General features: G+C 65.2%; 12 protein-coding genes and 1 tRNA gene. 5 read left to right on the plus strand and 8 right to left on the minus strand.

Translation table 11 applies throughout. From position 1 onward, the window contains the following. Window positions 1–15: 15 nt before the first annotated feature. Window positions 16–1,602, minus strand: coding sequence for a hypothetical protein (locus ACQREB_RS00495; RefSeq protein ID WP_427763990.1), 1,587 nt, complete (start codon window positions 1,600–1,602; stop codon window positions 16–18). A 148-nt stretch (window positions 1,603–1,750) separates the two neighbouring features. On the opposite strand from ACQREB_RS00495, the gene ACQREB_RS00500 reads away from it, so the two are divergent. The 4 genes from ACQREB_RS00500 to ACQREB_RS00515 all read left to right on the plus strand — a co-directional run bounded on the left by ACQREB_RS00500 (window position 1,751) and on the right by ACQREB_RS00515 (window position 5,296). Continuing rightward, window positions 1,751–3,316: a sigma-54-dependent transcriptional regulator gene (locus ACQREB_RS00500; RefSeq protein WP_427763998.1), complete on the plus strand. Its 1,566-nt coding sequence runs from the start codon at window positions 1,751–1,753 to the stop codon at window positions 3,314–3,316. 7 nt (window positions 3,317–3,323) lie between these two features. Next, window positions 3,324–4,244, plus strand: a complete 921-nt coding sequence (locus ACQREB_RS00505; RefSeq protein ID WP_427764001.1) for a PstS family phosphate ABC transporter substrate-binding protein — start codon at window positions 3,324–3,326, stop codon at window positions 4,242–4,244. Between the two features lie 44 nt (window positions 4,245–4,288). Then, window positions 4,289–4,364 (plus strand) — tRNA-Gly (locus ACQREB_RS00510). A 74-nt stretch (window positions 4,365–4,438) separates the two neighbouring features. Continuing rightward, complete coding sequence (locus tag ACQREB_RS00515) at window positions 4,439–5,296, plus strand: FAD:protein FMN transferase (protein ID WP_427764004.1); 858 nt, start codon at window positions 4,439–4,441, stop codon at window positions 5,294–5,296. A gap of 55 nt (window positions 5,297–5,351) precedes the next feature. Here ACQREB_RS00515 and ACQREB_RS00520 read toward each other — a convergent pair whose 3' ends face one another. From ACQREB_RS00520 to argC, 4 genes are all read right to left on the minus strand, one after another. Further along, window positions 5,352–7,976, minus strand: a complete 2,625-nt coding sequence (locus ACQREB_RS00520; protein WP_427764007.1) for an ATP-dependent RNA helicase — start codon at window positions 7,974–7,976, stop codon at window positions 5,352–5,354. Between the two features lie 16 nt (window positions 7,977–7,992). Beyond that, a complete protein-coding gene (gene crcB, locus ACQREB_RS00525; RefSeq protein WP_427764010.1) occupies window positions 7,993–8,370 on the minus strand; it encodes a fluoride efflux transporter CrcB in 378 nt (125 codons plus the stop codon). A 28-nt stretch (window positions 8,371–8,398) separates the two neighbouring features. After that, window positions 8,399–9,142, minus strand: a complete 744-nt coding sequence (gene kdsB, locus ACQREB_RS00530) for a 3-deoxy-manno-octulosonate cytidylyltransferase (RefSeq protein WP_427764013.1) — start codon at window positions 9,140–9,142, stop codon at window positions 8,399–8,401. A 103-nt stretch (window positions 9,143–9,245) separates the two neighbouring features. Beyond that, window positions 9,246–10,289 (minus strand): N-acetyl-gamma-glutamyl-phosphate reductase, encoded by a 1,044-nt coding sequence (gene argC, locus ACQREB_RS00535; RefSeq protein WP_427764016.1) that lies wholly within the window; start codon window positions 10,287–10,289, stop codon window positions 9,246–9,248. Between the two features lies 1 nt (window position 10,290). Between argC and ACQREB_RS00540 the strand changes: the two genes are divergently transcribed. Beyond that, complete coding sequence (locus ACQREB_RS00540) at window positions 10,291–10,824, plus strand: hypothetical protein (RefSeq protein ID WP_427764019.1); 534 nt, start codon at window positions 10,291–10,293, stop codon at window positions 10,822–10,824. A 35-nt stretch (window positions 10,825–10,859) separates the two neighbouring features. Here ACQREB_RS00540 and ACQREB_RS00545 read toward each other — a convergent pair whose 3' ends face one another. The 3 genes from ACQREB_RS00545 to ACQREB_RS00555 all read right to left on the minus strand — a co-directional run bounded on the left by ACQREB_RS00545 (window position 10,860) and on the right by ACQREB_RS00555 (window position 25,180). Then, window positions 10,860–12,023, minus strand: a complete 1,164-nt coding sequence (locus ACQREB_RS00545) for a hypothetical protein (protein ID WP_427764022.1) — start codon at window positions 12,021–12,023, stop codon at window positions 10,860–10,862. A 450-nt stretch (window positions 12,024–12,473) separates the two neighbouring features. Further along, a complete protein-coding gene (locus ACQREB_RS00550; protein WP_427764025.1) occupies window positions 12,474–13,256 on the minus strand; it encodes a hypothetical protein in 783 nt (260 codons plus the stop codon). Window positions 13,257–13,372: 116 nt separating this feature from the next. Next, a complete protein-coding gene (locus ACQREB_RS00555) occupies window positions 13,373–25,180 on the minus strand; it encodes a hypothetical protein (RefSeq protein ID WP_427764028.1) in 11,808 nt (3,935 codons plus the stop codon). Between the last annotated feature and the right edge of the window lie 81 nt (window positions 25,181–25,261).

The following is a 25,261-nucleotide window of genomic DNA, read 5'->3' on the forward strand; positions in this document are numbered from 1 at the left end:
GCGACGCGCGGGGCGTCACTCGGCGGAATCCGCTTCGGGAGCGGGCTCCGCCGTCTTTTTGCGGCGCGGGCGTTTCGGTTTCTCCGCGGAAGCGCCTTCCGCGGAGGCGGCGCTTTTGCGCGGCTTGCGCGCGCGCGGCGACGCGGATTTCCTGCGCGCGGGCGCGGCGTCGGCGGACGCGTTTTCGGCGCTCGCCGAAGCTTCCTGCGCGGGCGCGTTTTCCGCCGGCGGCGGGACGGGCGTTTCTTCCGCGACGGGCTCCGCGCGCGGCGGCGTCTGTTCTTCGGGAACGGACTCGCGCGGCTCGGGCGCGGGCGCGGCTTTCGGCTTCTCCGCGGGCGGATTTTCGCGGACGGGCGCCTCCGCGGGCTCGGCTTCCTTCGGCGCTTCCGCGGGCGCGGGCGCGCGATTTTCGTCCGGACGCTCCGGCGCGGCGGGCGCGTTTTCGGCGCGCGGCGCGGCGTTCCCGCCCTCGGCGAGCTGCGGCGGCTGAATCATCATCGCGCCGTTGCGGTTTTTCTTTTTGCGGCGGCGACGGCGCTTGCGCCGGATCGGATTGCCGTTTTCGTCGAACTGCTGCGGCGCTTCGCCCTGCCCGTTCGCGTCGGCGGCGGGAGCGTCCTCGCGCGGCGGGTTCGGCGCGTCCGCGCGCTCGTTCCCGCGGGAACGCCGCTCGCGATTCGCCTTTTCCTTCACGAGATAGCGCAGCTCCGGATCGACGTAATCGTCGGAAAATTCCTCTGCGTCGAGCACGGCTTCCTCCGCCGCGTCGAGCGCCTTCTGGCCGCGCGGCGGCGCGTATTCGGGGCGCCGATACTTCGGCGTGAGAATCGGTTCTTCCGCCGGCGGATAATTCTTCGATTCCGGCAGGCGCACGACCTGAAGCGTGCGGATGCGCGGCTCGGCGGAAACGGGAATGTGCGGCGTCTCGCGCGTCGCCTGCGGGCGCAGCACGATCTGCGTCAGCGCGTTGTTCTCGCGCAGGCGCAGCACGGTCTCGACGGTCTCGGCGACGATGTCGGGCTGGACGCGGCTCTGCGGCGCGCGCGAAAACTGCGCCGCCGGATCGGGCGTTCCCGTGTTGTTCTGGAGAAAGATGTGGCAGGTGCGGACGCCCGTGTCGCGCAGCTCGCCGAAGAGCGTTCCCGCGAAGACCTTCATCGCCGCGTCCACGACGTTGTTGAGCACGTGTCCGTGCGGCGTGACGGTGTTGGGCGAGACGACGACGACGCTCCCGCGCGAAGCGACGAGCGAAGGCAGCGCCAGGCGCGCGATGACGAGCGGCGTCGCGACGAGCGCGTTCACGCCGAGCGCGATTTCCTCCGTCGCCATCGCCTCGAACGCGTCGCACGCGAGATACTGCGTGCAGAAAATCACGCCGGCGACGCCGTGCTCGCGCTCGACGATTTTTTCGGTTTCGGCGGCGACGGCCTTGACGTCGGTGACGTCGCACGCGACGGGAATGAATTCATTGAAGGCGAAATCGGCCGCTTCGGGAAACGTTCCCGCGATGCCGTAAACCCGGGCGCCCATTTCGCACAGCCGGCGCGCGATGCTCTGCGCGGGCTCGGCGTTGGCGCCTGTGATGATGAAAGTGTCCATAAAAAAGAAGTCGTCGATTTTCGCAGTTCCCGCGCCCGAACGCGAGCAAAACCGCGTTCCCGCGCGTTTTCGCGGATCGGCGGCCTTGAAAATTTCTCCGCATTTTAGGCTCGCGCGGCGCGCGAATATAAGGAAAATCTGTCTCACTATGAAAGCGAGCATTCTGATCGTCGACGACGAGCGCAACACGCGCGAGGGGCTGGAATCGACCCTGGAGGACAATTACGAAGTTTACACCGCGAGCAACGCGGACGAGGCGCTGCGCCTGATGGATTCGGAGAATTTCGACGTCGTGCTGACGGACCTGCGCATGGCGGGCAAATCCGGGCTGTCGGTCGTGGACCACGCGCTGGCGCTCCCGCAGAAGCCCGTCTGCATCATGATGACCGCCTACGGGAACGTCGAGACCGCGGTCGAGGCGATGCGCCGCGGCGCCTACGATTTTCTGACGAAGCCGCTGAACCTGGAGAAGCTCGAGCTCGTGATTCAGCGAGCGATCCGTTCCCGGACGACTGAAAAGGAAAACAAAGCGATGTCGTCGCGGCTGAACCGGCAGTTCAATTTTTCGCGTCTCGTCGGCGAAAGCCCCGCGCTGCGGAGCGCCGTCGAAAAGGCGAAGCGCGTGGCGCTGGCGAAGACGACGGTGCTTCTGCTCGGCGAGACGGGAACGGGCAAGGAGCTCTTCGCGCAGCTGATTCACCAGAGCTCGCCGCGCGCGAAAAATCCCTTCGTCGCCGTGCACTGCGCCGCGATCGCGCCGACGCTGCTCGAAAGCGAGATCTTCGGGCATGAAAAAGGCGCGTTCACGGGCGCGAACGAGCGCCGCATCGGCCGCTTCGAAGCCGCGAACGGCGGCACGCTCTTCCTCGACGAAATCGGCGAAATCGACCTCGCGACGCAGGTGAAGCTGCTGCGTTTTCTCGAGACGCGCGCGATCGAGCGCCTCGGCGCGCAGAAGCAGATTCAGCTGGACGTGCGTCTCGTCTGCGCCACGAACCGCAATCTCGCGGAAATGGTCAAGGCGGGAACGTTCCGCGAAGATCTTTACTACCGCCTCTCCGTCGTCGCGCTGATGCTCCCGCCGCTGCGGGAACGCCGGACGGACATCCCGATTCTCATCGACCACTACGTGACCTATTTCGCGCAGGAGAACGGGCTGCCGAAAGTGCGCATCTCGGCTTCGGCGATGGAGGCGCTCCAGGCCTACAGCTGGCCGGGCAACATCCGCGAGCTGCGCAATTTCTGCGAAAACCTCGTCGTCATGCACGAAGGCGTCGGCGAAGTCACGGAATACGACCTCGATCCGCGCTTCACGCTGAAGCTGCCGCTCGCGCCGCGCAGGCGCGAGGAGATCATGCCCGAGACCGTCGTTCCCGTCGCCGCGGACGCGGAGGCGGAGACGCCCGAAGGCGCGCCCCCGGAGGCGGACGAGCCCGAGGACGACCTGCCGCAGCGCTTCGCCGAGGCGCTCGAAGAAAAACGCAGGACCGTCGATTCGCTCAACAAGGCGCGCAAGAAGGCGCTTTCCAAAAAAGACAACGAAAAGCGGCTGCTGCGCCAGGCGCTGATTCAGGCGAACGGGAACCGCTCCGCCGCGGCGGATTTTCTGGGCATTTCCCGCCGCACGTTTCACCGCAAGCTCCTCGAAGATCCTTCGATCGGCGCCGGGCTCGAAGCCAAGCGCGGACGCCGCTCCCAGAACAACGCAATCTGAAGACGCCATGAAAAAACGTATCCGTCAGACGACTACGCTCGCTCTCGCGCTCGCGGGAACGCTCTTCGCGGGAGCACTCCGCGCCGAAACGCTCCGCTACGCCGGTTCCGATTTCCTCGCCGGAAAAACGGAGGCCGAACTCGCGGCGGAAGTGCGGAAGAACGCCCCGGGAACAGAGCTCCGCGGCGAGCTCATCGGCAGCATGACCGCGCTCGACGAGCTCCGCGCGGGCAAGATCGACTTCGCCCTGCTCCTGCTGAAGAATCCGGCCGAAATTCCCGAAATCAAATCCGGAAAATGGCGCGCGCGGACCGTCGCCTATCACGTTTCCTACATCGTCGCGCCGCAGTCCAATCCCGTCGAGGAGCTCTCGCTCTTTCAGCTCCGCGGCATCTTCGCGGACTTCGCGGAAAAGCCGCTCGCCTCCTGGAGCGAAGTGCCCGGAGCCGGCGCGTTCTCCGCGAAGATCGACCGCGTCGTCAGCACGCAGAACGACAATTTCGCGCTCGCGACGTTCCAGAGCCTCGTCTTCCCGCGCACGCGCTTCAACGCCGCGCTGCGCAAGACGAAGACCGACGAGGACGCCCTGCGCGCCGTCTCCAATTCCGGAGGCGCGATCGCGCTCGTCTCCGCGCCGCCGACGGGCCGCCCCGACCTGAAGACGCTCGCCGTCTCCCCCGCGGACGCCGCGGGAAAATCCGCCACGGCCTACCGTCCCATTCCGTCGAACATCTACAACCGGGACTATCCGCTCTCAATCCAGTTCTTCGTCGTCTATCCGGCGGAAAACGCCGAGAAAGTCGCTCCCGTGCTGGAAACGGCGTTCTCCGACGCCTTCGCCGAAAGCCTCGAAAAATCGAGCCTGATGCCCGTTCCAAAAAATATTCGAAAAATGTTCAAAAAAAATGTTGACGGAAACGAGAAATAAGTATTTCATCTGTGTTCATAATTTAAATCATTTGATTTGAATTTGCGGGCGTAGCTCAATTGGTAGAGTACCACCTTGCCAAGGTGGATGTTGGCAGTTCGAACCTGCTCGCCCGCTCCACTTTCAAAAAACCTCTTCCTCGCGAAGAGGTTTTTTCTTGCCCTCGTTTTCCGCCTCGCCGAAGCTTGCGCGCGATGTCCGAGATTTTCCGATTTTCCGGTGTCGCGATGGCGACACGCTGGCAGATACGCCTTTGCGGCGACGACGAGGCGGAAGCCGCGCGCGCGGCGGACGAAGCCTTCGCGCGCCTCGCCGAGCTCGAAAATCTCCTCAGCCGCTTCGTCGCCTCGAGCGACGTCTCCCGCGTCAACGCGCTGCGCCGCGGCGAAAAATGCCGCCTCCGCGCGGAGACGCGCGACTGCCTCGCCGTCGCGCAGCGGATCGCGCGCGAAACCGGACGCGCCTTCGACCCGACCGCGGGAACGCTCGTCGATTTCTGGAAAAGCCGCGCGCGGGAACGCGCCGCCTGCGCGGGCGGATTCTGCGAGGAAATGCCCGCCTGGCGCGAGGCCTTCGAGAACTTCCGCTTCGGCACGCTCGCGCTGCGCGAGGACGGCGAGATCGAATGCGTCGAACCGGGCGCGAAGCTCGATCTCGGCGGCGTCGGCAAGGGATTCGCGCTCGACGCGCTCGCGGAGACGCTTCGGCTGTGGGGTTTCTCCCGCGCCCTGCTCGCCGCGGGCGGCTCGACGATTCTCGCGCTCGACGCGCCCGAAGGCGCCGAGGGCTGGAAGATCGGCCTGGGCGACGCGCGCGCGGGAGAGACGCTCGCGCTCGCGAACGCCGCGCTTTCAAGCTCGGGAACGCAGTTTCAGCCCGCGCATCTCGTCGATCCGCGCACGGGGCTGCTCGCCGCGCCGCGCCGCGGGAACGTCCGCGTCGTCGCGCCGACCGCGGCGGAAGCGGACGCGCTTTCCACCGCGTTCTGCGTGATGAGCGACGCCGAGCGCGCCGCCTTCCTCGCCGCTCATCCCGAAATCGCCTCGAAGTGACTCCGAAACGTAGTCGGAATCCGCATACGATTTTTTCGCGGAGAACGTTTTCCCCTCAGCGCCATTCGTGCTTCGGGTAGCGGCCCTTCAGTTCCTTTTTTACGTGCTCGTAGGAGGTTTTCCAGAACGCGTCGAGATCCGTCGTGCGCTGGAACGTGCGCCGCGCGGGCGACTGCACTTCAACGACGAGCGGCACGCGCCCGCCGCAGATCCGCAGCGCCTTGCCGGGGCAGTCGTAAAGCTCCTGCACCGTCGCGCCGACGACCGCCTCGCAGTCCTCCGTATAGACGATCTTCGCGGGATGGCGCCGGCGCGGAATCGTCACCGAGTCCGGCAGCAGCGCGTTCATCGCCGCCTCCTGTTCCCGCGAAAGCCAGCCGCTCAGCGTCCTGCGCACGGGCTTTTCGCGGATGTCGCGGTAGGACGTCGCGCCGAGGCAGATCTCCTCGACGAGCATGCGCCGCCCTTCGTCGTCGATCGGCGCGATGCCGAGCTCCGGACAATGCTTCGCGGCGAAATTCACTTTGCGGATCCACGCCTCGACCTGCGAATCCCATTTTTCGAGTTCGAGCCGCCCGGCGAGCACTTCCTCCGCGAGCAGGCGCGAGGCGGCGTCGCTCGGCGCGTCGGGCAGTTCCCGCGAGCTCAGCACGAGCCCGCGGAACACGCGTTCCCGCCGCGTGACGACGCGCCGCTGTCCGGCGTCGTAGCGCACGTCGTCGCGCTCCTCGAAATCGTCGGGAAAATATTCTTCGAGCCACGCGGGCTCGACCGCCGTCGCCATGGAAAGAAAAACCGTCACTTCGCCGCGCGTCTGGATTTCCTCGACTTCGGCGGCGACGAAGAGTTCCGCGCGCCGCGCCGCGCTCCCGCGACGCAGTTCGCCCGCACGCCCGTGCACGAGGCGGCAGCGCAGCGTTCCCGCGTCCGTGCGCCGCGCGAGCTGCGAGACGAAGCCGAGCAGCAGGCAGCGCCGCACCGCCTCGTGCACGTCGGCGGGAGCGGCGGCGGCGGGCGGCGTCTTTTCCGCGCCGCGTTCCCGCGCGAAGACGCCTTCGGCGATCTTCACGAACTGCGCGGCGAGCCTGTCCGCCTGGCGCGCCGCCGCCGCGTGAATGCCCCAGCGCCGGCAGAATTCGAAATCGAAATCCTTTTTCCGCGCCATGCCGATCAGCGTCAGCCGCGGGAAAAAATCGGAATCGCTCTCGCCGAGCAGTTCCTCGCGCTCCTCGTCGCGGCGGCGTTCGGCGAGGTCGAGCATGACGTCGCGCCCCTGCGCCATGGCGGCGACGAACGCGATCTGCGTCAGACAGCCGAGCGGGCGGGCGGCGAGCATCATGCGCGCGTAGCGCGGGTGCAGCGGAAAGCGCGCCATCGCCGCGCCGAGCGGCGTGAGCGTTCCCGCGGCGTCGAGCGCGCCGAGGTCGCGCAGCAGTTCGAGCGATTTTTCCAGCGCGCGCGCGTCCGGTTTCTCGAACCACGGGAACGTAACCAAATCTTCGATACCGCCCGCCTTGAGCTGCAGAATCGTCTCCGAGAGCTCGACGCGGCGGATTTCGGGAACGTCGCGCGGGGCGCGGTTTTCCTGCTCGCCGCGCGTCCACAGGCGCACGCAGCGCCCGGGCGCCGTGCGGCCCGCGCGGCCCGCGCGCTGATCGGCGGAGCTGCGCGAGATGTTTTCGATCAGCAGCATGTCAATCCCGCGGTGCGGATCGTAGCGCGCGACGCGCGCCAGCCCCGAATCGATCACGACGCGCACGCCGGGAATCGTCAGCGAAGTCTCGGCGACGTTCGTCGAGACGACGACCTTGCGCGTTCCCGCGGGCGCGGGAGCGACGGCGCGGTCCTGCGCCTCGGCGGAAAGCTCGCCGTAGAGCGGGAGCACGGCACACTCGCGCCCTTCCGGCGTCGCCGCGATCGCCGCGATCGTCTTCGTGATTTCGTAAGCGCCGGGCATGAAGACGAGAAAATCGCCCTCGGGCTCCTCGCGGTACGCCTTGCGGAACGCGGCGGCGGCGTGGTCCCACACCGCGCGGCGCGGCGCGAATCCGTCGCGCCTCAGCGTTCCCGCGGACACGGCGGGCGCGGCGGAATATTCGATTTCGATCGGGAAAAGCCGCCCGCCCGCCGTCAGCGTCTCGCAGGGCGCGAGCCACTGCGCGAGCGCGTCCGTGTCGAGCGTCGCCGACATGACGACGACGAGCAGGTCCGGCCGCGTCGTGCGCTGCAGCCGCGCGGCGAGCGCGAGCGTGACGTCGGAATAAAGATGTCGTTCGTGAAATTCGTCGAAGACGATCGCGCCGATCTTTTCCGCCTCGGCGCCGTTCCCGCCGAGCAGCTGACGCATCAGCAGCCCTTCGGTCACGAACTTGATGCGCGTATCCGCGGATTCGATACGGTCGAAGCGGATCTGGTAGCCGACTTCGCCGCCGAGCGCCTGCCCGCGTTCCCGCGCGATGCGCGCCGCGAGCATGCGCGTCGGCAGGCGCCGCGGCTGCAGCACGACGATCTGCTTTCCCGCGGGCACGTGCCCGTCGTCGAGCAGCATCTGCGGAATCTGCGTCGATTTTCCCGAGCCCGTCGGCGCCTGCAGCACGATGCGGCGGGAACGCGCGCACGCCTCCCGCAGGCGTTCCCGCAGTTCGAAGATCGGCAGCGCCGGTCGTGCTTCGTTCGCCATTTTCTTCCCCGAAAAATCAGACCGCGCGCGCGAGCCAGTGCCCGCCCCAGGCGGCGGCGAGCCCGCACGCGAGACTCAGCCCGGCGTAGAGCGCCGCGAGCAGAAACGCGCGCCCCTGCAGCAAGTGCAGATTTTCGTTCGCGAAGGTCGAAAACGTCGTGAAGCCGCCGCAGAAGCCGACCGTCAGAAAAAGCCGCAGAGCCGGATCGGCGACGCCGCCGCGCTCGAAGACGCCGCTCAGCGCGCCGATGAGAAAGCAGCCCGCGACGTTCGCGACGAACGTGCCCAGCGGGAACGCCGCCGCCGGCAGCCACGCGTGGACCGCGCGCGCGGTCGCGTAGCGGGCGACGCCGCCGAGAAAGCTGCCCAGCCCGACGAAGATCCAGAGCTTCATTTTTCGGAGAAACGGCGTTTCCGCCGGATCAGCGGAAAAGCCTGCGCGCGTTTTCGAGGTCTTCCGCCGTGTCGATGGAAACCGGGTGGTAATCCGTCTCGACGGTCTGGAAGCTCATGCCGCGGTCGATGAAGCGGAGCTGTTCGAGCGACTCGATCGTCTCGAGCGCGGTGACGGGCATCGTCGGATGCGCCTCGAGCGTCGCGCGCGCGTAGCCGTACACGCCGATGTGCGACCACCAGACGTTGCCGCTTTCCAGCCACTTTTCCGCGGGAACGCCGCGCAGGTGCGGCACCGGCGAGCGCGAGAAATAGATCGCGCGGCCGTCGCTCCCGCGCACGACCTTGACGACGTTCGGATTCGTCAGCTTCGCGGGATCGGTGATCCTGGCGACCGCCGTCACGAGCTCGCAGCGCGTTTCCGCCCAGCGCTCGACGAGCGCGTCGAGCAGCGCGACGTCGATGAAGGGCTCGTCGCCCTGCACGTTCAGGAAAAACTCGCCGGGAAGCGTCTTCAGCACGGACGCCAGACGCTCCGTGCCCGAGCGGCATTCCGGCGACGTCATGACGACCTCCGCGCCGAACGCCGTCGCCGTTTCCGCGACGCGCTCGGTGTCCGCGAGCAGGACGATTTTGCCCGCATGCTTCATGCGGCGGACTTTTTCCCAGACGTGCTGGACGACGGGCTTGCCGCCGAGATCGAGCAGAACTTTGCCCGGAAGGCGCGTCGAGCCGAGACGCGCGGGAATGGCTATGGTTGCGTTGAGATTCATGATCGGAAAAATTTCAGGAACGGAGGACTTCCGTAGTTGAAAAGCAATTACCTTTTTTCTCCCCCGTCTTTCTTTAAGCTTTAAGCCCCTCTTTAAGCTTTCATCACACCAGCCCCGCCGTTTCGGGAAAGCCGAGCGCGAGGTTCATCAGCTGGACCGCCTGGCCCGACGCGCCCTTGACGACGTTGTCGATGCACGACGTGATGACGAAATTGCCCGTGCGCGGGTCGAACACGGCGGAGATGTCCGCGCGGTTCGTTCCCGCGACGTGCGCCGTGTCGGGGAATTTCCCGCTCTTGAGAATCGCGACGAAGGGCTTGCCCGCGTAGGCCGCCTCCCAGCACGCGTAGAGCTGTTCGAGCGTCGCGCCGCGCGCGGGAACGACGATCGTCGTCGAAATGCCGCGCTTCATCGGCGCCAGGTGCGGCGAAAACTGCACGACGACGGGCGCGCCCGCCGCGAGCGAAAGCTGTTCCTCGATTTCGGAAAGGTGGCGGTGCTTCGGCAGCCCGTACGCCTTCGCGGACTCGTCGCGCTCGCAGTAGGCGTAGGCGAGATCGGATTTTTTGCCCGCGCCGGAAACGCCCGAGTAGGAGTCGATGACGCACGTTCCCGCGGCGGGCTTGAGCAGACCGGCGCGCAGGAGCGGCACGAGCGGAATCTGAATGCTCGTCGGGTAGCAGCCCGGGCAGGCGACGAGCGCGGCGCTTTTCCACGCGTCGTCGCGCGCGAGCTCGGGCACGACGTAGGGCGACTTCTTCAGCAGCTCGACGTCCGGATGCGGCTTGCCGTAGTATTCCTCGTAGATCGCGGGATCGTTCAGGCGGAAATCCGCCGAAAGGTCGAACACGCGCTTTCCGGCGGCGACGAGCGGGCGCGCGTATTCGGCGGCGACGCCGTGCGGGAGCGCGAGAAACCACACGTCGATCGGCTCGGCGCAGATCGCCTGCGGGTCGGCCTGAATGAACGCGAGCCCGGCGGGAATGAGCTCGCGGAACTGCGGCATGACCTCCGCCAGCGGCGTTCCCGCGAGCGAGCGCGAGCACACGCACGCGAGCTCGGCGTTCGGGTGGCGCGACAGCAGGCGCACGAGTTCCTCTCCGGCGTAACCGGAAGCTCCGACGATTCCGACTTTGATCTTCGACATAGTGCGCACGATTCTGCTCCTCGCCCCCGCGAAGAGCAACACCGGAAAACGATCGGCGGCGAAAACGCAAAGGAGTGTACGCGTCCCCGCTTGCCCTCCGAATCAGAAAACGCAAAGAACGCGAAGAAAACCGCAAAGTCAAAAGGGGGGAAGCGACATTCTTGTCGCTTCCCCGAAATCCTCTTTGCACAAATTTTTTGCCGCAGATTTTTTTTTGAAACCGCAAAGTCAAAGAAAGTTAAAGAAGGGAGAGGCGACATTCTTGTCGCTTCATCGAAATCCTTCTGCACAAACTTCCCTTTTATTTTACTGGAAGTCTCAGAAGTCTATAGAAGGTTTTTTAGGGGGAGGCGACATGGCTCCACGCTTCGCTTACCTGTCGCTTCATCGAAATCCTCTTTGCACAAATTTTTTGCCGCAGATGACACAGATTTCCGCAGATTTTTTAATCCACGAATTACACGAATTACACGAAAAGGAGGGCAAGCGTCTCGCTTGCCCTCCAAAATCTCCCAAAAAACAAACTTCCCTTTAAGCTTTAAGCCTTAACCTTTAAGCTTTTATTTCATCTCACTTCGCCGTCAGCAGCGTTTTCGGCGGATTCAGATAAACCTTGTCGGCGTTTTCGATGCACTTTGCCGCCGCCTTTTCAAGCTGCGACAAATACTTCTCCGCCTGTTTCACCACCTCGTTCACCGCCCGACCGCGGGGGGATTTTTTATCTAGGGCATTCAACTCGCTTTCCATCCCCGTTTTGAACAGGTTACAGGAGGCTTTAACGGCCTCAAAATACCGTTTATAGGCAAAGTTTAACACCCGTTCCGGTGCGGTGGCTTGCCGCGCCTGCTCCAGCGATACCACATTCACCCCCAAAAATTTAGGGGTCGGATCGCCGTAACAATTGAGACTACTGCCATTCATTCCTGCCTCCGGTGCAAACGCACGCGGATTGTAAAGCGGAGTCCCCAGAATGTTTTGCAGGCAATAGGTTTCTTCATCGCCCCCTGCAAAATACTCTTTCATCTCATTGGCCGAACGCGCAATATCCTTTTTACGCGTTTCATACATCTTTTGGGGCTGCACCAAACTTAAGGGCCACATATGCATGCCGATATACTCCCCTCGTTTCACCCGCTTCATGTCTAGGCGCGGGATGGGCGACGCCCCCAAATAGTGGATATTCCGGTTCACCACCTCGGTGAACGCTTTGACATACGCCAAATCATCCCCCTTTAACGACCGCAATGTGGCGTTAGAGGGCGCCACATACGGGCGCTTTGTTTTGGGGTTCACGGCCGGCGTCTCCATCGGTTCATCAACGAATTTAAAGACTTTAAGCCTCATGGTACTGACGGAAAGCCCTCCCCGATTACCAAAATTAATCGCTAAAAGTTCAGATACAAAAAAACTCCCCCCCCCCTGTTTACCAACAACAAATGTGTTGACATCGCTGCCACTAAACATTTTATAGCCATCTTTATTATTCTCAATCAGATTCTTGAATACTTGCGGCAGGGCTTGGAACTCTGGCTCCTTTTGTATTCGTTTCCACATGGTTTCGGCATCTTCCGGCGACAGGGGATTATAATTTTTACGCATCCCCTCTTTCCAATTCACTGTTTCCCAGTCCACCTCGGCGGTTCGGTTAATTGAGGTCGTTTCCGCATGTACTTCCGCCAAAAAATGAACGAACGGAAAGGCGAACAAAACAAAGATTAGAAGAGATTTTTTCATGGAGTTTTTTTCGTTTTTGGAATTTCGAAAATCGGGCCGGCGGGAACACCGCGTTCCCGCGACAAAAACGCCCCGTTTTCGAGTTCGCGTAATTTTGCAAAAAAAAACGCGCGTCAAGCGCGAACGCGACGACGGGCGTTTCGCGCCCGAAAACGCCTCCGAATCCGCGCCCCCGCGGCGACTTATTCGCAGACGGTGCGTTTTGGTGGCGAAGACGTCCACGTCTCCGTCGTGGAGCGCGTTTTCGCCGCGCGGCGAAAATGCGTCCACTGAAAATCGCCCGCCGCACGCCCGAAGGCAGGAATGCCTTCGCCCCCAAGGCGGCGTTCCCGCGGAGCTCCGTTTCCCTGCTCCTCCGGTCCTCTGTGTTAAAGGGATTTCAAAAGCGGCAGGTACGCAAACGGACAGGCGTCCGTTATCCGTTTTCAGTCATCAACTATCCGTTGCTTGTCACTTCGCCTTGACGAAGAGCTCGGACTCGACGATTTCCATCAGATAGTCGCGGGCCAGCGTGAAGCCGTAACGGCGCGTCATCGCGGCGTTGTTTTCGACGAGCTTCTTTTCCGCGGCGGAGATCTCCGCTTCGCGGGCGGAACGCGCTTCGCCGGAGAGCTTTTCGAGTCCGGCGCGCGCCTCGACGATCGCCGCCCGCTGGCGCTGCACGAGCGCCACGTTCCCGCGGAACTCGTCGTTCATGCCGACGCCGTCGATCGTCGCGATTAGGCGGAACTTGCCGCCGTCGCGCTCGACGAGCTCGCCTTCCGCGAGATTCGACTCTTTCCGAGCGGCGGCGAATTCCGCGTCGCTCAGCTTCACGAAGACGCGGGTCTTCACGATGCGCTGCAGATAGTCGCGCACCAGGGAGTAGCCGTAAGTCTTGACCATGACGGCGTTGTCCGCGTTCAGCTTCTTCAGCAGCTCTTCCGAGCGGGCCGCGTTGCCGGCGTTCTTCGCGTCGAGCACCGCCTTGCGCTGCGCCCGCATCACGTTCACGTTGCGGAGAAACTCTTCGTTCGCGCGCGCGGACGAAAGCGTGCAGACGCGCACCCAGCGGGCGCCGTCCCGTTCAATGAAATCAGGTGATTTTGTCGTTTCGGACATATTCGTCTTTTCGTTTTGCGTTTCGTTTTTCCGTTCGTCGCCGCCGAGGTCGCCGGCGTTCTCGCCGCATCCGGAAAGAAAGGCGGAAAACGCGAGCACCGAAACGGCGAAAAGAATTCGGGAATGTTTCATTTTTTTGGAAAGAGTGTTTTCGGACGCGACGGACGTCTCTCGCCCGTCGCTTTTTCCGGAGAAAACGAACGGACGGCGATCGCTCGCCGTCCGTCGTTCGGCAGGCGCGCCGGCCGTCACCAACCGATGCGCACGCCGAGGTTCGCGTTCATGTTCGTTTCGTCGCTGCGGATTCTCGAGGAGATGCCGCCGATGACGGAGACGCGTTCGGTGATCGGAGCCGCCAGCGTGACGCCGAGGTCGAGCATGCACGCGCTCGAATCGTCGTAGTCCGTCCGGAAGCTCGCGCCCGAGCCCGTGAAGCGCGCGCGGAGCTCGTCGCTGCGGTCGCCGAATTCGCCCATCAGCACCGCGTGCACGCCGAGAGTCGGCATGAGGTCGATGTCCGAATTCAGAATCGGCAGGCGGAATTCCGCGCGGGCGCCGACGCCGGCAAGGAAGGTCCACGCCTCGCTGTCCTCGTAGCTCAGAGACGCGTTGCCCGCGCCGCTTTCCGTCCAGCCGTCGATCGAGTTGAACGCCGCCGAAACGGTCGCCAACGGGTGCAGCGAAACGTACTTGTTCAGCGCGTGCCCGTAGGAGAGCTCGTAGTTCCCCGCAAGCGAGAAGCCGTCCGTCGAGCCCGTCACGCGGTCGCCGACGGCGCCGACGCTCATCGAGCGGTCCGCGTCGTAGTTGTGCTGCGCGAACGTCAGGCTCGCCTTGTGCGTGAGCTTGCCCGCGCGGCCGCGCAGGTAGAAGTCGAGGAAGTAGGCGGAATCGTCCGTCGTGTTTCCGGCGCTCTTCAGCTTCGAGTCTTCGTAGCCGACCGCGGCGCCGAGGAGGAACTTCGGCGAAGCCGCGTATTCGAAGCCGACCATGCCGCCGCTCATCGTGCGTTTCCAGCCCTTGCGGTCCGACGTCGCGTCCACGTCGTTGCTCGATCCCACGTACTGCGCCCAGGCGCCGAACTTCTGCTCGAAGTCGCCGATGATCGAGCTCTGCCCGATCGCGTTGTTCAGGCTCTGCACGTGGTTCCACGTTCCCGTGATTTGCGCCGGCATCATCGAGACGAGGTGCGTCGCGCCCATCGCGTCCAGCGCGCGCGCCGTTTCCGCCGCCGAGCCGGAAGCGTTTAGCGCGTCTAGGTAATCGCCGAGACGTCCGTCCGCGGTCACCGGAAGCGCGCCCGCCACCGAGCGCTGATTCGCGCTGAAGGCGTCTCCGCCGAGACCCGAGGCCGCGCCGCGGTAGTTCAGCGAAACCGAGAGCCGCGTGCCGTCGCCCGCGAGCGCGAGGTTCACGAACTCGAAGCCCTCGCCCGCGACCGAGCCGTAGCCCGACGCGACCGCGCCGTCGATCAGATCCAGCGTCAGTCCTTCCGCGCCGAGCTCGCGCTCGTTCACGAGGTTCGAACGGACGATCGCCGTGAAGCCGCTCAGATCCGTCGTCGCGTCCGTGACTTTGAGCACGTCGATCGAATCCGCCGCGTACAGGTCGTGGACGACGGCCGTCGTTTCCGCCGAGCGGGTCCGAGCCGAAACGAGCTTGCCGACCGTGAAGGTCGCTTCGCCGCCGCGGTCGCCGATTTCGAGCGTCGTGCCGGCGCCCATCGCGAGCGTTCCCGCGACCTTCGCGCCCGCGCCGCCCGTGAACGTGCCCGAAGCGAAGTTCACGTCGCCGCCGAAGGTCTTGCCCGCCGTCAGCGCGGCGTCGCCTTCCGCGACGTTCAGCGTGCCCGTGAAGCCCGCCGCGTCGCCCAGCGCCAGCGCGCCGGAGCCCGTCTTGTTCACCGTGCCGTTCCCGCCGTCGAGCGAGAGCGCGAACCTGTTCTCGGAAGCGAGATTCGCCGCGCCGGAAACCGACAGGCCGGAAACCGCGTCCGTATCGACCGCGAGATTCAGCGTTCCCGCGACCGAAGTCGCGTCCGCGGAGACCTGCGAGCTCTTCGCCGTCAGCGTGCCTTCGACGAGCAGCGTTCCCGCCGAGAGCGCGCCGCTCGTCTCCGTCGCGCCGCCGAGCGTCAGCGTGTCCGTCGCCGAGACGGAAGCCGAACCCGTGAGCCCGCCGTTCAGAGAAACGTTCTTGCCGGAAATCGCGCCGTTCGCGTTTTCGACCGTCTGAGCGACGGAGATTTCGTTCTCGCCGCCGACGATCGAGCCGCCGTCGAGCGTAAGCTTCGTGAAGCTCTGATCCGCCGTCGCCTCGACCGTGCCCGCGACCTTCAGATTCGTCGTCGAGCCGCCGAGCTTCGCCGTCGCGTCGACCGCGACCTCAAGCTCGGAAATCGAACCCGCGTTCTGCGTCAGCGTCGCGCCGTTCGTTAGCGTGACCGAAGCCGCCGCGCCGTCGTTCTGCGTAAACGTCGCGTCGTTCACCGAAACGTCCGCGAGCGTGCCCGTCGAAACGAGTTCGGACCCGCTCTTGACCGCCGTCGAGCCGTTCACCGCGCCGGAAACAGTCACTTCGGAATTCACGGCGTCGATCGAAGCGACCGTGCCGCGGATCGTGACGGTCGAACGCGTCGCGTCGACCGCGCCGGCGTCGCCCGCCGTTTGCGTGAACGTCGCGCCGTTCTCCAGCGTGACCGAAGCCGCCGTGCCGCCGTTCTGTGCGAACGTCGAAGCGTTCACGGAAACGTCCGCGAGCGTGCCGCCCGTCTGCGTCAGTTCGGAATTCTCCTTGACCGCCGTCGCGCCGGTCACCGTGCCGGAAGTCGAGAGAACCGAGCCGTTCTCCAGCTTCAGCGCGCCGGTCACCGTTCCCGAGAGAGTCGAGTTTGTGCCCGCAGCGACGTCGTTCAGCGTCAGATTGCCGTTGACCGTGCCCGCGATCGCCGCGGAGCCGCCCTTGACCGTCACACCGGACTCGACCGTCGCGCCCGCCGCGAGCTCGTAATCCTTGACGAGAATGCTCGTGGCCGTGAGCGTGCTGCCCGCTTCCTGGACGATCTTCGCGTCGGAGAGCGAAATCGTCTCGGCGCTGTTTTCGCCCGCGATCGTCACCGTGCCTTCGCCGGCGACGAGGTCGCCGTTGATCGTCGCGTTCTTGAGCCCCAGTTCATTGCCTTCGCCCGAGAGCGTGACGTTGCCGTTGACCGTGGAGTCATCGATGGAAATCTTCGCGCCGTCCGCATCGGCGTCGAAGCCGAAATCGCCCGAAACCGTCGAATCCCTGACGATGAGTTCGCCGTCGCCGAAAACCGTCGCGGCGCCGAGAGCGACGTCCGCCGCGCCGTCGATCGTCAGCGAACCGGAGACGTTCGTCTCGTCCGCCGAAACTTCGCCGGAGAGTGTCGCGTCGCCTTCGACCGCGAGCGTTCCCGCGTCGACAGAACCGTTCTCGATCGTCGTTTCGTTCCTGAGCGTCAGCGTGCCGGAAGCCGTGAGATCGACCTGGTCGCCCGCCGCTTCGGAGACGCCGTTCAGCGTGACGTCCGCGCCCGAAATCGAGCCGGAAGCGTCCGCGACCGCGTTCTCGATCTCGACGTCGCCCGGCGCGACGAGCGCGCCGCCCGAGAGCGTGAGATCCGTGATCGTCGCGGACTCGGCATTCGCCGTCGCGCCGGAGAGCGTCAGATCGGAAGCCGCGAGTTCGCCCAACGAAACGGTTTCGGAGCCGTCGAGCGTCAGCGAGCCGGAGACGTTCGTCACGCCCGCCGAAACTTCGCCGGAGAGCGTCGCGTCGCCTTCGACCGCGAGCGTTCCCGCGGAGACCGCACCGGAAACCGCAGCCGTGCCGCCGAGCGTCAGCGTGCCGGAAGCCGTGAGATCAACCTGGCCGCCCGCCGCTTCGGAGACGCCGTTCAGCGCGACGTCCGCGCCCGAAATCGAGCCGGAAGCGTCCGCGACCGCGTTCTCGATCTCGACGTCGCCCGTCGCGACGAGCGCGCCGTCGTCGAGCGTGAGATCCGTGATCGTCGCGGACTCGGCTTTCGCCGTCGCGCCGGAGAGCGTCAGATCGGAAGCCGTGAGTTCGCCCAGCGAAACTTCCGCGCTGTCGGAAACGGTCAGCGAGCCTTCGACGTTCGTCGCGAGCGCGTCGAAACTGAGATCGCCGCCCGAGAGCGTCGCTTCCGTGCCCGAGGCGATCTTGAGTTGACCGATATCGCCGGCGTTGACGTCGCCCGAAAGCGTGCCCTGCAGCGCGAGCGTGTCCGCGTCGATTTCGACGCCGTCGCCGGAAAGTCCGTCCTTGAGCGTCAGCGTGTCCGCGGAAATCTTGCCCTTCGCGTCGGCGACCGCGTTCGTCACCGAAACGTCGCCCGTCGAAGAAAGCGCGCCGCCGTTGAGGTTCAGCGTGTCGACGTCGACGGTCTCATCGGAATTGAGCGCTCCGCCGGCGTCGAGCGTCAGCGTTCCCGCGTCGATCGCGACTCCGGAGACGCCGAGCGTCGCGTCGGAGGTCACGTTCGCGTTCGCGAGCGTGAGCGTCGGTTCGTCGCCCGCGCCGTCGTCGGCCTCGATCGCCGAGTTCGACGAAACGGAGAGACGGGAAACTTCCACGTTCGCCGCGGCGACGGCGACGTTGCCGCCGTTCAGGACGAGCGCGCTTTCGTCGTCGGTCGTCGCGACGTCGCCCTTGAGTTCGAGGGAGCCGCCGTTGTTGATCGAGACGACCGCGCCGTCCGCGAGCTCGAGACCGCCGTCCGCGACCGAGAGCTGACCGGAGTTGTCGACCCAAAGATCCACGCCCTTGAGCGTCGCGCCGTCCGCCTTGAAGTCCGCGTCGTTCAGGCTGACGCGGTCGAAGCCGGAGATCGTCGCGTCCGTCGCCGTGAGCGAGGAATTGCCGCTCAGCGCGACGCTGAAGCCCGAAGCGCCCGCCAGCTCGATGTCGGAAATCGTCGCCCGGGAATTGTTCGTGAGCTTAAGCCCCTCGCTCACTTCGAGCGTGACGCGCTCGTCGAGATTTTCCTCGTTGGCGGCGACGCCCGTGACCGTCAGCGTCGAATTGTTGAAGCTCGCGTTGCCGAGATCGCCGAGCGTGCGGTCGGCGGTGCTCGCGTCGCGCTCGATGTCCTCGATCGTCAGATCCGCGTTCGTGAGACTCGTCGCGCGGCGCACGTCCACGTGCGAGTAGGTGTACTCGGGAACTGCGTCGTCGTAGTATTCGGCGATCCGAATCGTGAGGCTCTGTCTGCCCTGCGCCGGAAGGGAGAGATTTTCCGTGCCGACGCCCGAGAGCTCGTAGCTGCCTGCGGCTTTCTGCTCGAACACCACGTTGCCGCTCGAAGCGATGATTTCGCCGCGCGTCTCTTCCGTCACGACGATGTTGCCCGCCTTCAGTTCGAACTGCGAGTACGCGTCGATCCAAATGTTGCCGGCGCCGTCGTGGTCCGTGACGAGGATTTTGCCCAAAGCGTTGTCGGCGACGAGCTTGCCGCCGTCCGTGAGCTGAATCGTGCCTTCGTCGCCCGCGGCGATCGCGTCCTTCATCTTGAGCGTGCCGACCTTGACCGTCGCCGCGTCGTTCGCGCTCATGCCGAAGCCGTCCACCTTGACCGCGCCCTGCGCGGACTCGGTGAGGTCGAGCGCGGCGATTTCCGCGAACGCGCCGGAAGCGAGCGAGAGCGTCGCGCCCGTTTCAAGCTTCAGCGTGCCGTTCCCGACGTCGAGCACGCCGTAGTCCGAAAGCGCGACGGAGCCCGTTCCCGCGACCGTCATGTCGCCCGCGGCGGCGAAAGTCGCCTTGTCGGCGGACGTGCCGGAGACGTTCAGCGCGCCGTTGAGAGCGATCGCGGCGGCGCCCGCGTTCTGCGTCAGCGTCGCGCCGTTGAGCACGTTGACGACCGCGCCCGCGCCGTTCTCGAGATTCATGAAGGTCGAAGCTTCGGCGTCGCCGGAAAGGTCGTCCCCCTTGAGCGTCAGCGTGCCGCGGTCGTTCAATTCGATGTTCGTGACGGCGATCTTGCCGTGGACCGAGGCGGTCTTGTCGTCGGCGACGTCGAGCGTCGTCGTCGTGATCGAGGAGGCTTCGCCGAGCGAAACGTCCGCAGCGACCTGCACCTTGTCGGCGTCGGTCGCGCCCGCGACCGTGGAGACCGTCACCTTGCCGGAAGCATCGAACGCGTTCGTCGTGAAGGAGATCGTCTTGTCGGCTTCGAGCGTGCGGATCGTGAGGTTTTCGACGGTCGTTCCCGCGCCGCCCGCGATCGCGAGGGAGCCGGCGGTCTGCGTCAGTTCCGCGTTCGAGGCGGAAAGCTCGCTGTTGATCGTCGTGTCGCCTTCGGAAACGGTCAGCTTCGCGTTCGCGGTCTGCGTTCCCGTGAGGGAGAGCGTCGCGCCCGTCGCCGCGTCCGTCCAGGTCTTCGCGGTCGCGGAAGCGGCGTCCGTCAGCGCGAACGCGCCGTTGTTCTCGACGCCGTCTTTAAATTCGGATTGACCGCCGGCAACGGAGAAGCTCTTGCCTGCCGAGACCGTCAGTTTCCCGTCAAGCGTGAGCGTTCCCGCGTTCGTCACGGTCAAATTGTTCTGCGCCGGCGACCACGCCTGCACGAGGCGGAGCGAATCGAGCTCGTTGATTTCGATTTCGGAGGCGACGCCCGCGAGCGCTTCGTCCGGATTCGTGATCTTGACCTGCGTGGAGACTTCCGTTTCGCCCTCGCCCGCCGTCGTGCCGACGACGAGCTTTTCCGCCGTCAGCTTCGCGTCGAAGACGAATTCGGCGCCGTCCGTCGCGCCCGAGAGCGTGATCGCGCCGTCGGTCGCGGTCGCCGTGATTTCAAGCGTGTTCGCGATGCCGGGTCCGGAGAGCTGCTCCGTGAGATTGATTTCGACGTTCGCGCCTTCGATCGTGCCGACCGCGGCGCCGGGCGTCCCAAATGCATTGTCGGTGATCGGCGCGTCGACGAAGACGTCGCCCGTCGCCCTGACCGTTCCCGCAGTCGCGAACCAGCCGAGCTTCAGCGAGTCTTCGATCGTCAGGTCGCCGTCGTTCTCGAAAACGCCGCCGGAGTGAACGGAGACGTTCTTGAGCGCCGCCTTCGCGTCGTCGGCTCCGGTGAAGTCTTCGGCGGTCTTGAGCACGGCGCCGACCGCGGAGACGTTTTCAAGGAAGTTGACGTCCGCCTCCGTCGCGTCCGCCGTGAAGTTTGTGCCGAAATTCGACGCGAAAATCGTCTTCGCGTTAATCTCGGAGCCTTCACCGAAAGCGGACTCGCCGGAGAAGTTGACCTGCCCGTCCGCACCGACGATCTCGCCTTCCGCGTCGCGGGAGACGCCCGCGTTGAGCGTCAGCGCGCCCGTCGAGCCCGTTCCCGCCATGAAGCTGACGTCGTTCGCCTCGATCGTGCCGGAAGCGCCGGCGGCGAGCGCGTTCGTGAACGTGGCGTCGCCGTTGACCGTGAGCGTGCCGTCCGAAAGCGCGGCGTTCGCGAAGGTGACATCCGCGTCGTCCGTGAGCGTCAGCGCGCCGTCCGTGAGCTTCAGCGTTCCCGCGAGCGCGTCGCCGGCGACGGACGCCGCTTCGAGCGCGGAGCCGTCGATTTCGAGCACGGAAGCGTCGCCGACGACCGCGAGTTCGCCGATCGCGACGTTCGTGCCCTGCGTGAGCTTCAGCGTGCCGTTGCGCGTTTCCGCGCCGACGGTTTCGCCGACGGAAACGTCGAGATGCGTCCAGTCGAGCTGCGCGCCGTCTTCGCCCGCGGTCTCCGTGATTTCGAGCGTGCTGTGCGAAGCCGTGTCCGCGTAGGCGTCCGCGACGGCGAGCGAATCGACGTTCGAGAGATCGAGTTTGGAAAGCGTGACCGTGACGTCCGTGCCGTCGTTCGCGAGATCCGTCACGCGGAGTTCGTCCGCCGTGATCGCGATGTTCTGCCCGAGCGCGTTGCTCGCGGTGACGACGACGTCGTGCTTCGTCGTGCCGTCGGAAGCCGTGAGCGCGCCGCCGGTGCCGTTCAGCGCGGCGACGTGCATGTCTCCGGCCGTCGCGACGAGTTCGCCGCCTTCGTTCAGCGTGACGTTCACGCCGCCGGTCGCGACCGAGCCGACGGTCCCCGCCGTCAGCGTGGAATGAATCGGAGCGTCGTTCGCGCCCGTGCCGTTGCCGGCCACGACGATCGTGCCCGTCACGCCCGGAAGGGCGTTCGCGACCGAAGTCGCCGTGGCGTAGGTGACGTAAACGTCTTCGCCGAGCGGATTGACGCCGCCGACGACGAGCGTGCCGCCGTCCGCGAGCTCGACCGCCGTCAGTTTGTGCGGTACGACCGCGGGCGTTCCCGCGAGCTCGTTGTTGTTGCCGCGCAGATCGAAAGTCGCGCCCGCGCCGACGGAAACCTTGGTGAGACGGTTCCGCGTGTTGACGAAGCCGTTGACGATCTGAACGTTCGCGCCGTCTTCGACGACGATTTCCTGAGCGTCGAGTCCGAGCCCCGCCTGAACGTCGACGTCGGCGGACGCGTCGTTCTTGAAGACGATGTTCTTCGCCGCGTCCACCTTGGCGACGGCGAGCCCGTTGATGCCCGAAACCTTGGAGAGAAGGACGTCGCCGGCCGTCGCCGATTCGGTCTTCAGCGTGATTTCGGAATTGCCGAGCTTGAGCTCCGCGCCAGAAAGGTCGATGGCGCCGTTCGTCGCCGTGACCTCGGAATTGTTCGCGATTTCGAGCGAGCCGACCGCCGTGACCGCGCGCGTCGCCGCGAGCGTCGCGCCCTGGTCGAAGCTCGTCTCGCCCTTGAGCAGGATGTCCTGCCCCGCCGTAAGCGTCGCGTTCTCGCCGAACGTCGTCGCGTCGGCGTCCGCGTCGTCGCCGAGCGCGATGTCGCCCGCGGTCGCCGTGAGCGTCGCGCGGTCGCCCGCGCTCGTGTTGCCCTTGACCGTGACGTTCTGCGCGGCGGTGATCGCGAGATCGTCGCCCGTCGTCAGATCGCCTTCGACGGTCGCGCTCGTGCCCGCATTGATCGTGAGATCGCCGACGGTCTCGCCGTCCGCGTTCTCGGTCGTGAGATCGCCCGCGGCCGTGACCGCCTGAGAAGCCGTGAGCGTCGCGCCCGTGTCGAACGTCGCGTCGTTATTGAAAGTGATGTTGCCGTTCGTCGTATCCGTTCCCGCGGTCAGCGTCGCGTCCGCGCCGAAGGTCGCGTCGCCCGTGAGCGTGATGTCGCCGCCTGTCGCCGCCGTTCCCGCCGTGATCGCGGCGGAGTCGCCGACGTTCGTGGCGCCCGTGACGGAAACGTTCTTCGCCGCGGAAACCATAAGATCGTCGCCCGCCGTCAGATCGCCGCTGACGGTGACGCTCTCCTCGCTCGAAACGAGCTCGACGTTCGAGCCGGCTTCGACGTCGGCCGTCGCGTTCGAAACGGCCTCGTTGCTCGTCGTGACGGTGAGATTCTTTTGGACTTCAAGCTTGGAGTAATCGCCCATCGAAAGCGTTCCCGCGAGCACAAGGTCACTGCCCGTGTGCGACCACGCGGTTTTGTCGTCGGCCGTTCCCGCAGCGAGCGAAACGGAAGTCAAGCGGTTGTATTTCCCGCCGTTGTCGCCATTGCTGCTCGTCGCGGTCGTGAGAGCGGCGCCCTCGCCCAGCTCGACGACGTTCAGATAACCTTCGTCGAGAATTCGCCTCGTCGTCGATCCGATCGTCGCTTCGGCGCCGGCCGCAAGCGCGAGTTTTTTCGTGACGACCTTGGAATCGCCGTTCTGGTTGATGACAGAACCCGTTCCCGTGAACGTCACGGAATCCGAAGGCGTTCCCCAGCCGTTGGTCGTGTTGTTCGTCAGCCAAACTTTATTCGCCGCGCTGTCGGAAATGGAGACGAGGAGAATGTTCTTGGCGCCGATGACGCCCTGATCGGAAACGACGCCGACCTTCGCCGTGCCGCCCGCCGCCTTGATGACGCCGTTGCCCATCGAAACGTCGCCGAGCTCGATCGCGTAAACCGGGTCGGAGGTTTCCGTCGCCGCAATGTCCGCGCCCGTGGACTCGATCGTGCCGGCGTTCATCGTCGTCTGCCCGAGCGACTTCAGCTGGCCGCGCGTGGTGATGAGCGACTGAGCGTCGCCGAGAGTGATTTTGCCGGGCGTCGCATCGGATCCGACGACCTGCGTGCCGGAAAGCTTCAGCGTGTCCGTCGAATCGACCTTGATCGCGTTGACTTTCAGCAGGATATCGTCGGCGGAAAGATCGAGAATCGTATTGATGCCGGACGCCGTTCCACCGACAATGAGTCCGTTTGTTCCGGGTTCCGTCCCGGTGGCGGTGACGACCGAACCGGCGCCGAGCGTAAGCGTCTGATTGCCTTTGATGTGAATCTTGTTCGTATTTTCATCGCCGAGCACAAGCGCTCCGGTAGTCGTACCGGTTCCGCGGGGATCGATTTCCACCGTGCCGGCGTTGCTCGCGGCGATTTTACCGTACGCGCCGTCGACGATCTTCTGAATCGTCACGTTCGTCCCGATGAGCGTGCCGCCCGTGAGCGTGAGACCGGTCGTTCCGGAAACGCCCGAGACGTTTCCCGCAATGAGCGTGTTCGCGCCGACGTCGAGGTTCCTGACGTTCGCCGCGCCGCTCGTCTCGACCGTGATCGGCGCTTCCGCCGTGCCCGCGAGCGTGAGGCCTCCGTCGTTATTCGTGGCGGTGAATTTCAGCGCGCCCGCGCTCGCGGACTTGTTGAGAACGATTGTGCCGGCGTTGGCGATCTCGGTGATTTCGCCGGAGGATCCTTCCGCGATGCCGTAAATGTTCGTGGAGCCGTTCGTCGCGGAGAGGTCGAGCGTGCCGCCGCGCATCGTCAGCGTGCCTTCTTCGCCGAGCGTGAAGGCGGTCGCCTTGACCGAAGCGGCGCCGGAGCCGATCGTGAGGTTCTTCGCGTCGACCGTTCCCGCCGTGGAGACGGCGACGCCGTCCGCGACTTCGAGCGTTCCCGCGCGCGCCTGCAGATCAAGCTCGCCGGCGAAAGTCTTGGCGGCGGTGAATTTCGCGATCGCGTCTTCGCCGGAAACGTCCACGAGCCCCGAGGATCCCGCGTCGAGGGAATCGAGGTTCTGCGTGATGCCGTCGCCCGTGAGTTCGAGCGTGCCGCCGTTGAGCACGGTCGTCGCGCCCGCCTCCGCGACGAGGCGTTCCGCCTTGAGCGTTTCGCTCTTGGCGGCTTCGCCGGCGTCGCCGATGGTCAGAGTCGTGCCGGCCGCGAGCGAGACGTCGCCCGAGCCGAGATCGAGAGAAGACCCTTCCTTGAGCGTGACGGAGCCGCCCGTCCGGGTAGAAAGGTTGAGATCCGCCGCCGTGAGCGAGACGTCTTCGTTCACCGTGAGGGCGCCGGAGGCGTTGATGGAGCCCGCGGCGTCGGTCGCCGTCGCCGAAGAGCCCTGAACGTGGTCGAGCGCGAAATCGCTGACGTTGACGACGCCGCCCTGCATCGAGAGGACGGTCACGCCGCCCGCGTTCGCGAGCGTGACGTTCCCGCCCGTCTTGGCGACGAGAGTCTGCACGTTCGCCTCGCCTTCAAAATTGAGTTCGCCGGAAGCCTCGATGCGGGAAAGCGCCGCGTCGCCCGTGATCGTGAGCTGCGCGTTCTCGTTGACGGCGATTTTGCCGTAATTGTTGGACGACTGCACGGACGCGAAGACGACGCCGCGCGCGGCGACGGTGACGGAGGCGACGGAGTCCGGAGCCTGGAACTGAAGCTTGCCGAAATCGAGCGGCGCGCCCGAAGATTCGATCGTGAGCTCGGTGCGGGCGGAAAGCGTCGTCGTGTCCGCGACGGACGCGGCGGCGGTTCCGCCGAACGAAATCTGTCCGGAGCCGAAGGCGAGATTGTCCGCGGAGTAGTCGCCTTCGGTCACGGAGGCGTCGATCGAGACGGTCGTCGCGGCGTACGCGGGAGCGGCGGCGAAAGTCGCAAGCCCTGCGGCGACGAGGAAGGCGGGCGCGGAAGCCGCTTTCTTGGCGCCGAGGAAGCGCGCGATGAATCGGAAGAAGCGAGATTTGTTTCGATGCATGTTCATAAATTTTCAGGGGATTATTTTTTGAGTGGCGGAAGCATAGCGATTTGGGAAATCGCAAAGCGTCCGCTCCCGTTCCCGCGG

It is taken from the genome of Candidatus Spyradosoma sp. SGI.093, from assembly GCF_050314555.1.
Taxonomy (GTDB): Bacteria; Verrucomicrobiota; Verrucomicrobiia; order Opitutales; family UBA953; genus Spyradosoma.

Excerpts from the sequence above, each read along its gene's own strand:
- ACQREB_RS00545 (WP_427764022.1), bottom strand. The coding sequence starts at position 12,023 with ATGAAAAAATCTCTTCTAATCTTTGTTTTGTTCGCCTTTCCGTTCGTT.
- ACQREB_RS00500 (WP_427763998.1), top strand. The coding sequence starts at position 1,751 with ATGAAAGCGAGCATTCTGATCGTCGACGACGAGCGCAACACGCGCGAG.
- crcB (WP_427764010.1), bottom strand. The coding sequence starts at position 8,370 with ATGAAGCTCTGGATCTTCGTCGGGCTGGGCAGCTTTCTCGGCGGCGTC.
- ACQREB_RS00520 (WP_427764007.1), bottom strand. The coding sequence starts at position 7,976 with ATGGCGAACGAAGCACGACCGGCGCTGCCGATCTTCGAACTGCGGGAA.
- ACQREB_RS00505 (WP_427764001.1), top strand. The coding sequence starts at position 3,324 with ATGAAAAAACGTATCCGTCAGACGACTACGCTCGCTCTCGCGCTCGCG.
- ACQREB_RS00550 (WP_427764025.1), bottom strand. The coding sequence starts at position 13,256 with ATGAAACATTCCCGAATTCTTTTCGCCGTTTCGGTGCTCGCGTTTTCC.
- ACQREB_RS00495 (WP_427763990.1), bottom strand. The coding sequence starts at position 1,602 with ATGGACACTTTCATCATCACAGGCGCCAACGCCGAGCCCGCGCAGAGC.
- ACQREB_RS00515 (WP_427764004.1), top strand. The coding sequence starts at position 4,439 with ATGTCCGAGATTTTCCGATTTTCCGGTGTCGCGATGGCGACACGCTGG.
- argC (WP_427764016.1), bottom strand. The coding sequence starts at position 10,289 with ATGTCGAAGATCAAAGTCGGAATCGTCGGAGCTTCCGGTTACGCCGGA.
- kdsB (WP_427764013.1), bottom strand. The coding sequence starts at position 9,142 with ATGAATCTCAACGCAACCATAGCCATTCCCGCGCGTCTCGGCTCGACG.
- ACQREB_RS00555 (WP_427764028.1), bottom strand. The coding sequence starts at position 25,180 with ATGAACATGCATCGAAACAAATCTCGCTTCTTCCGATTCATCGCGCGC.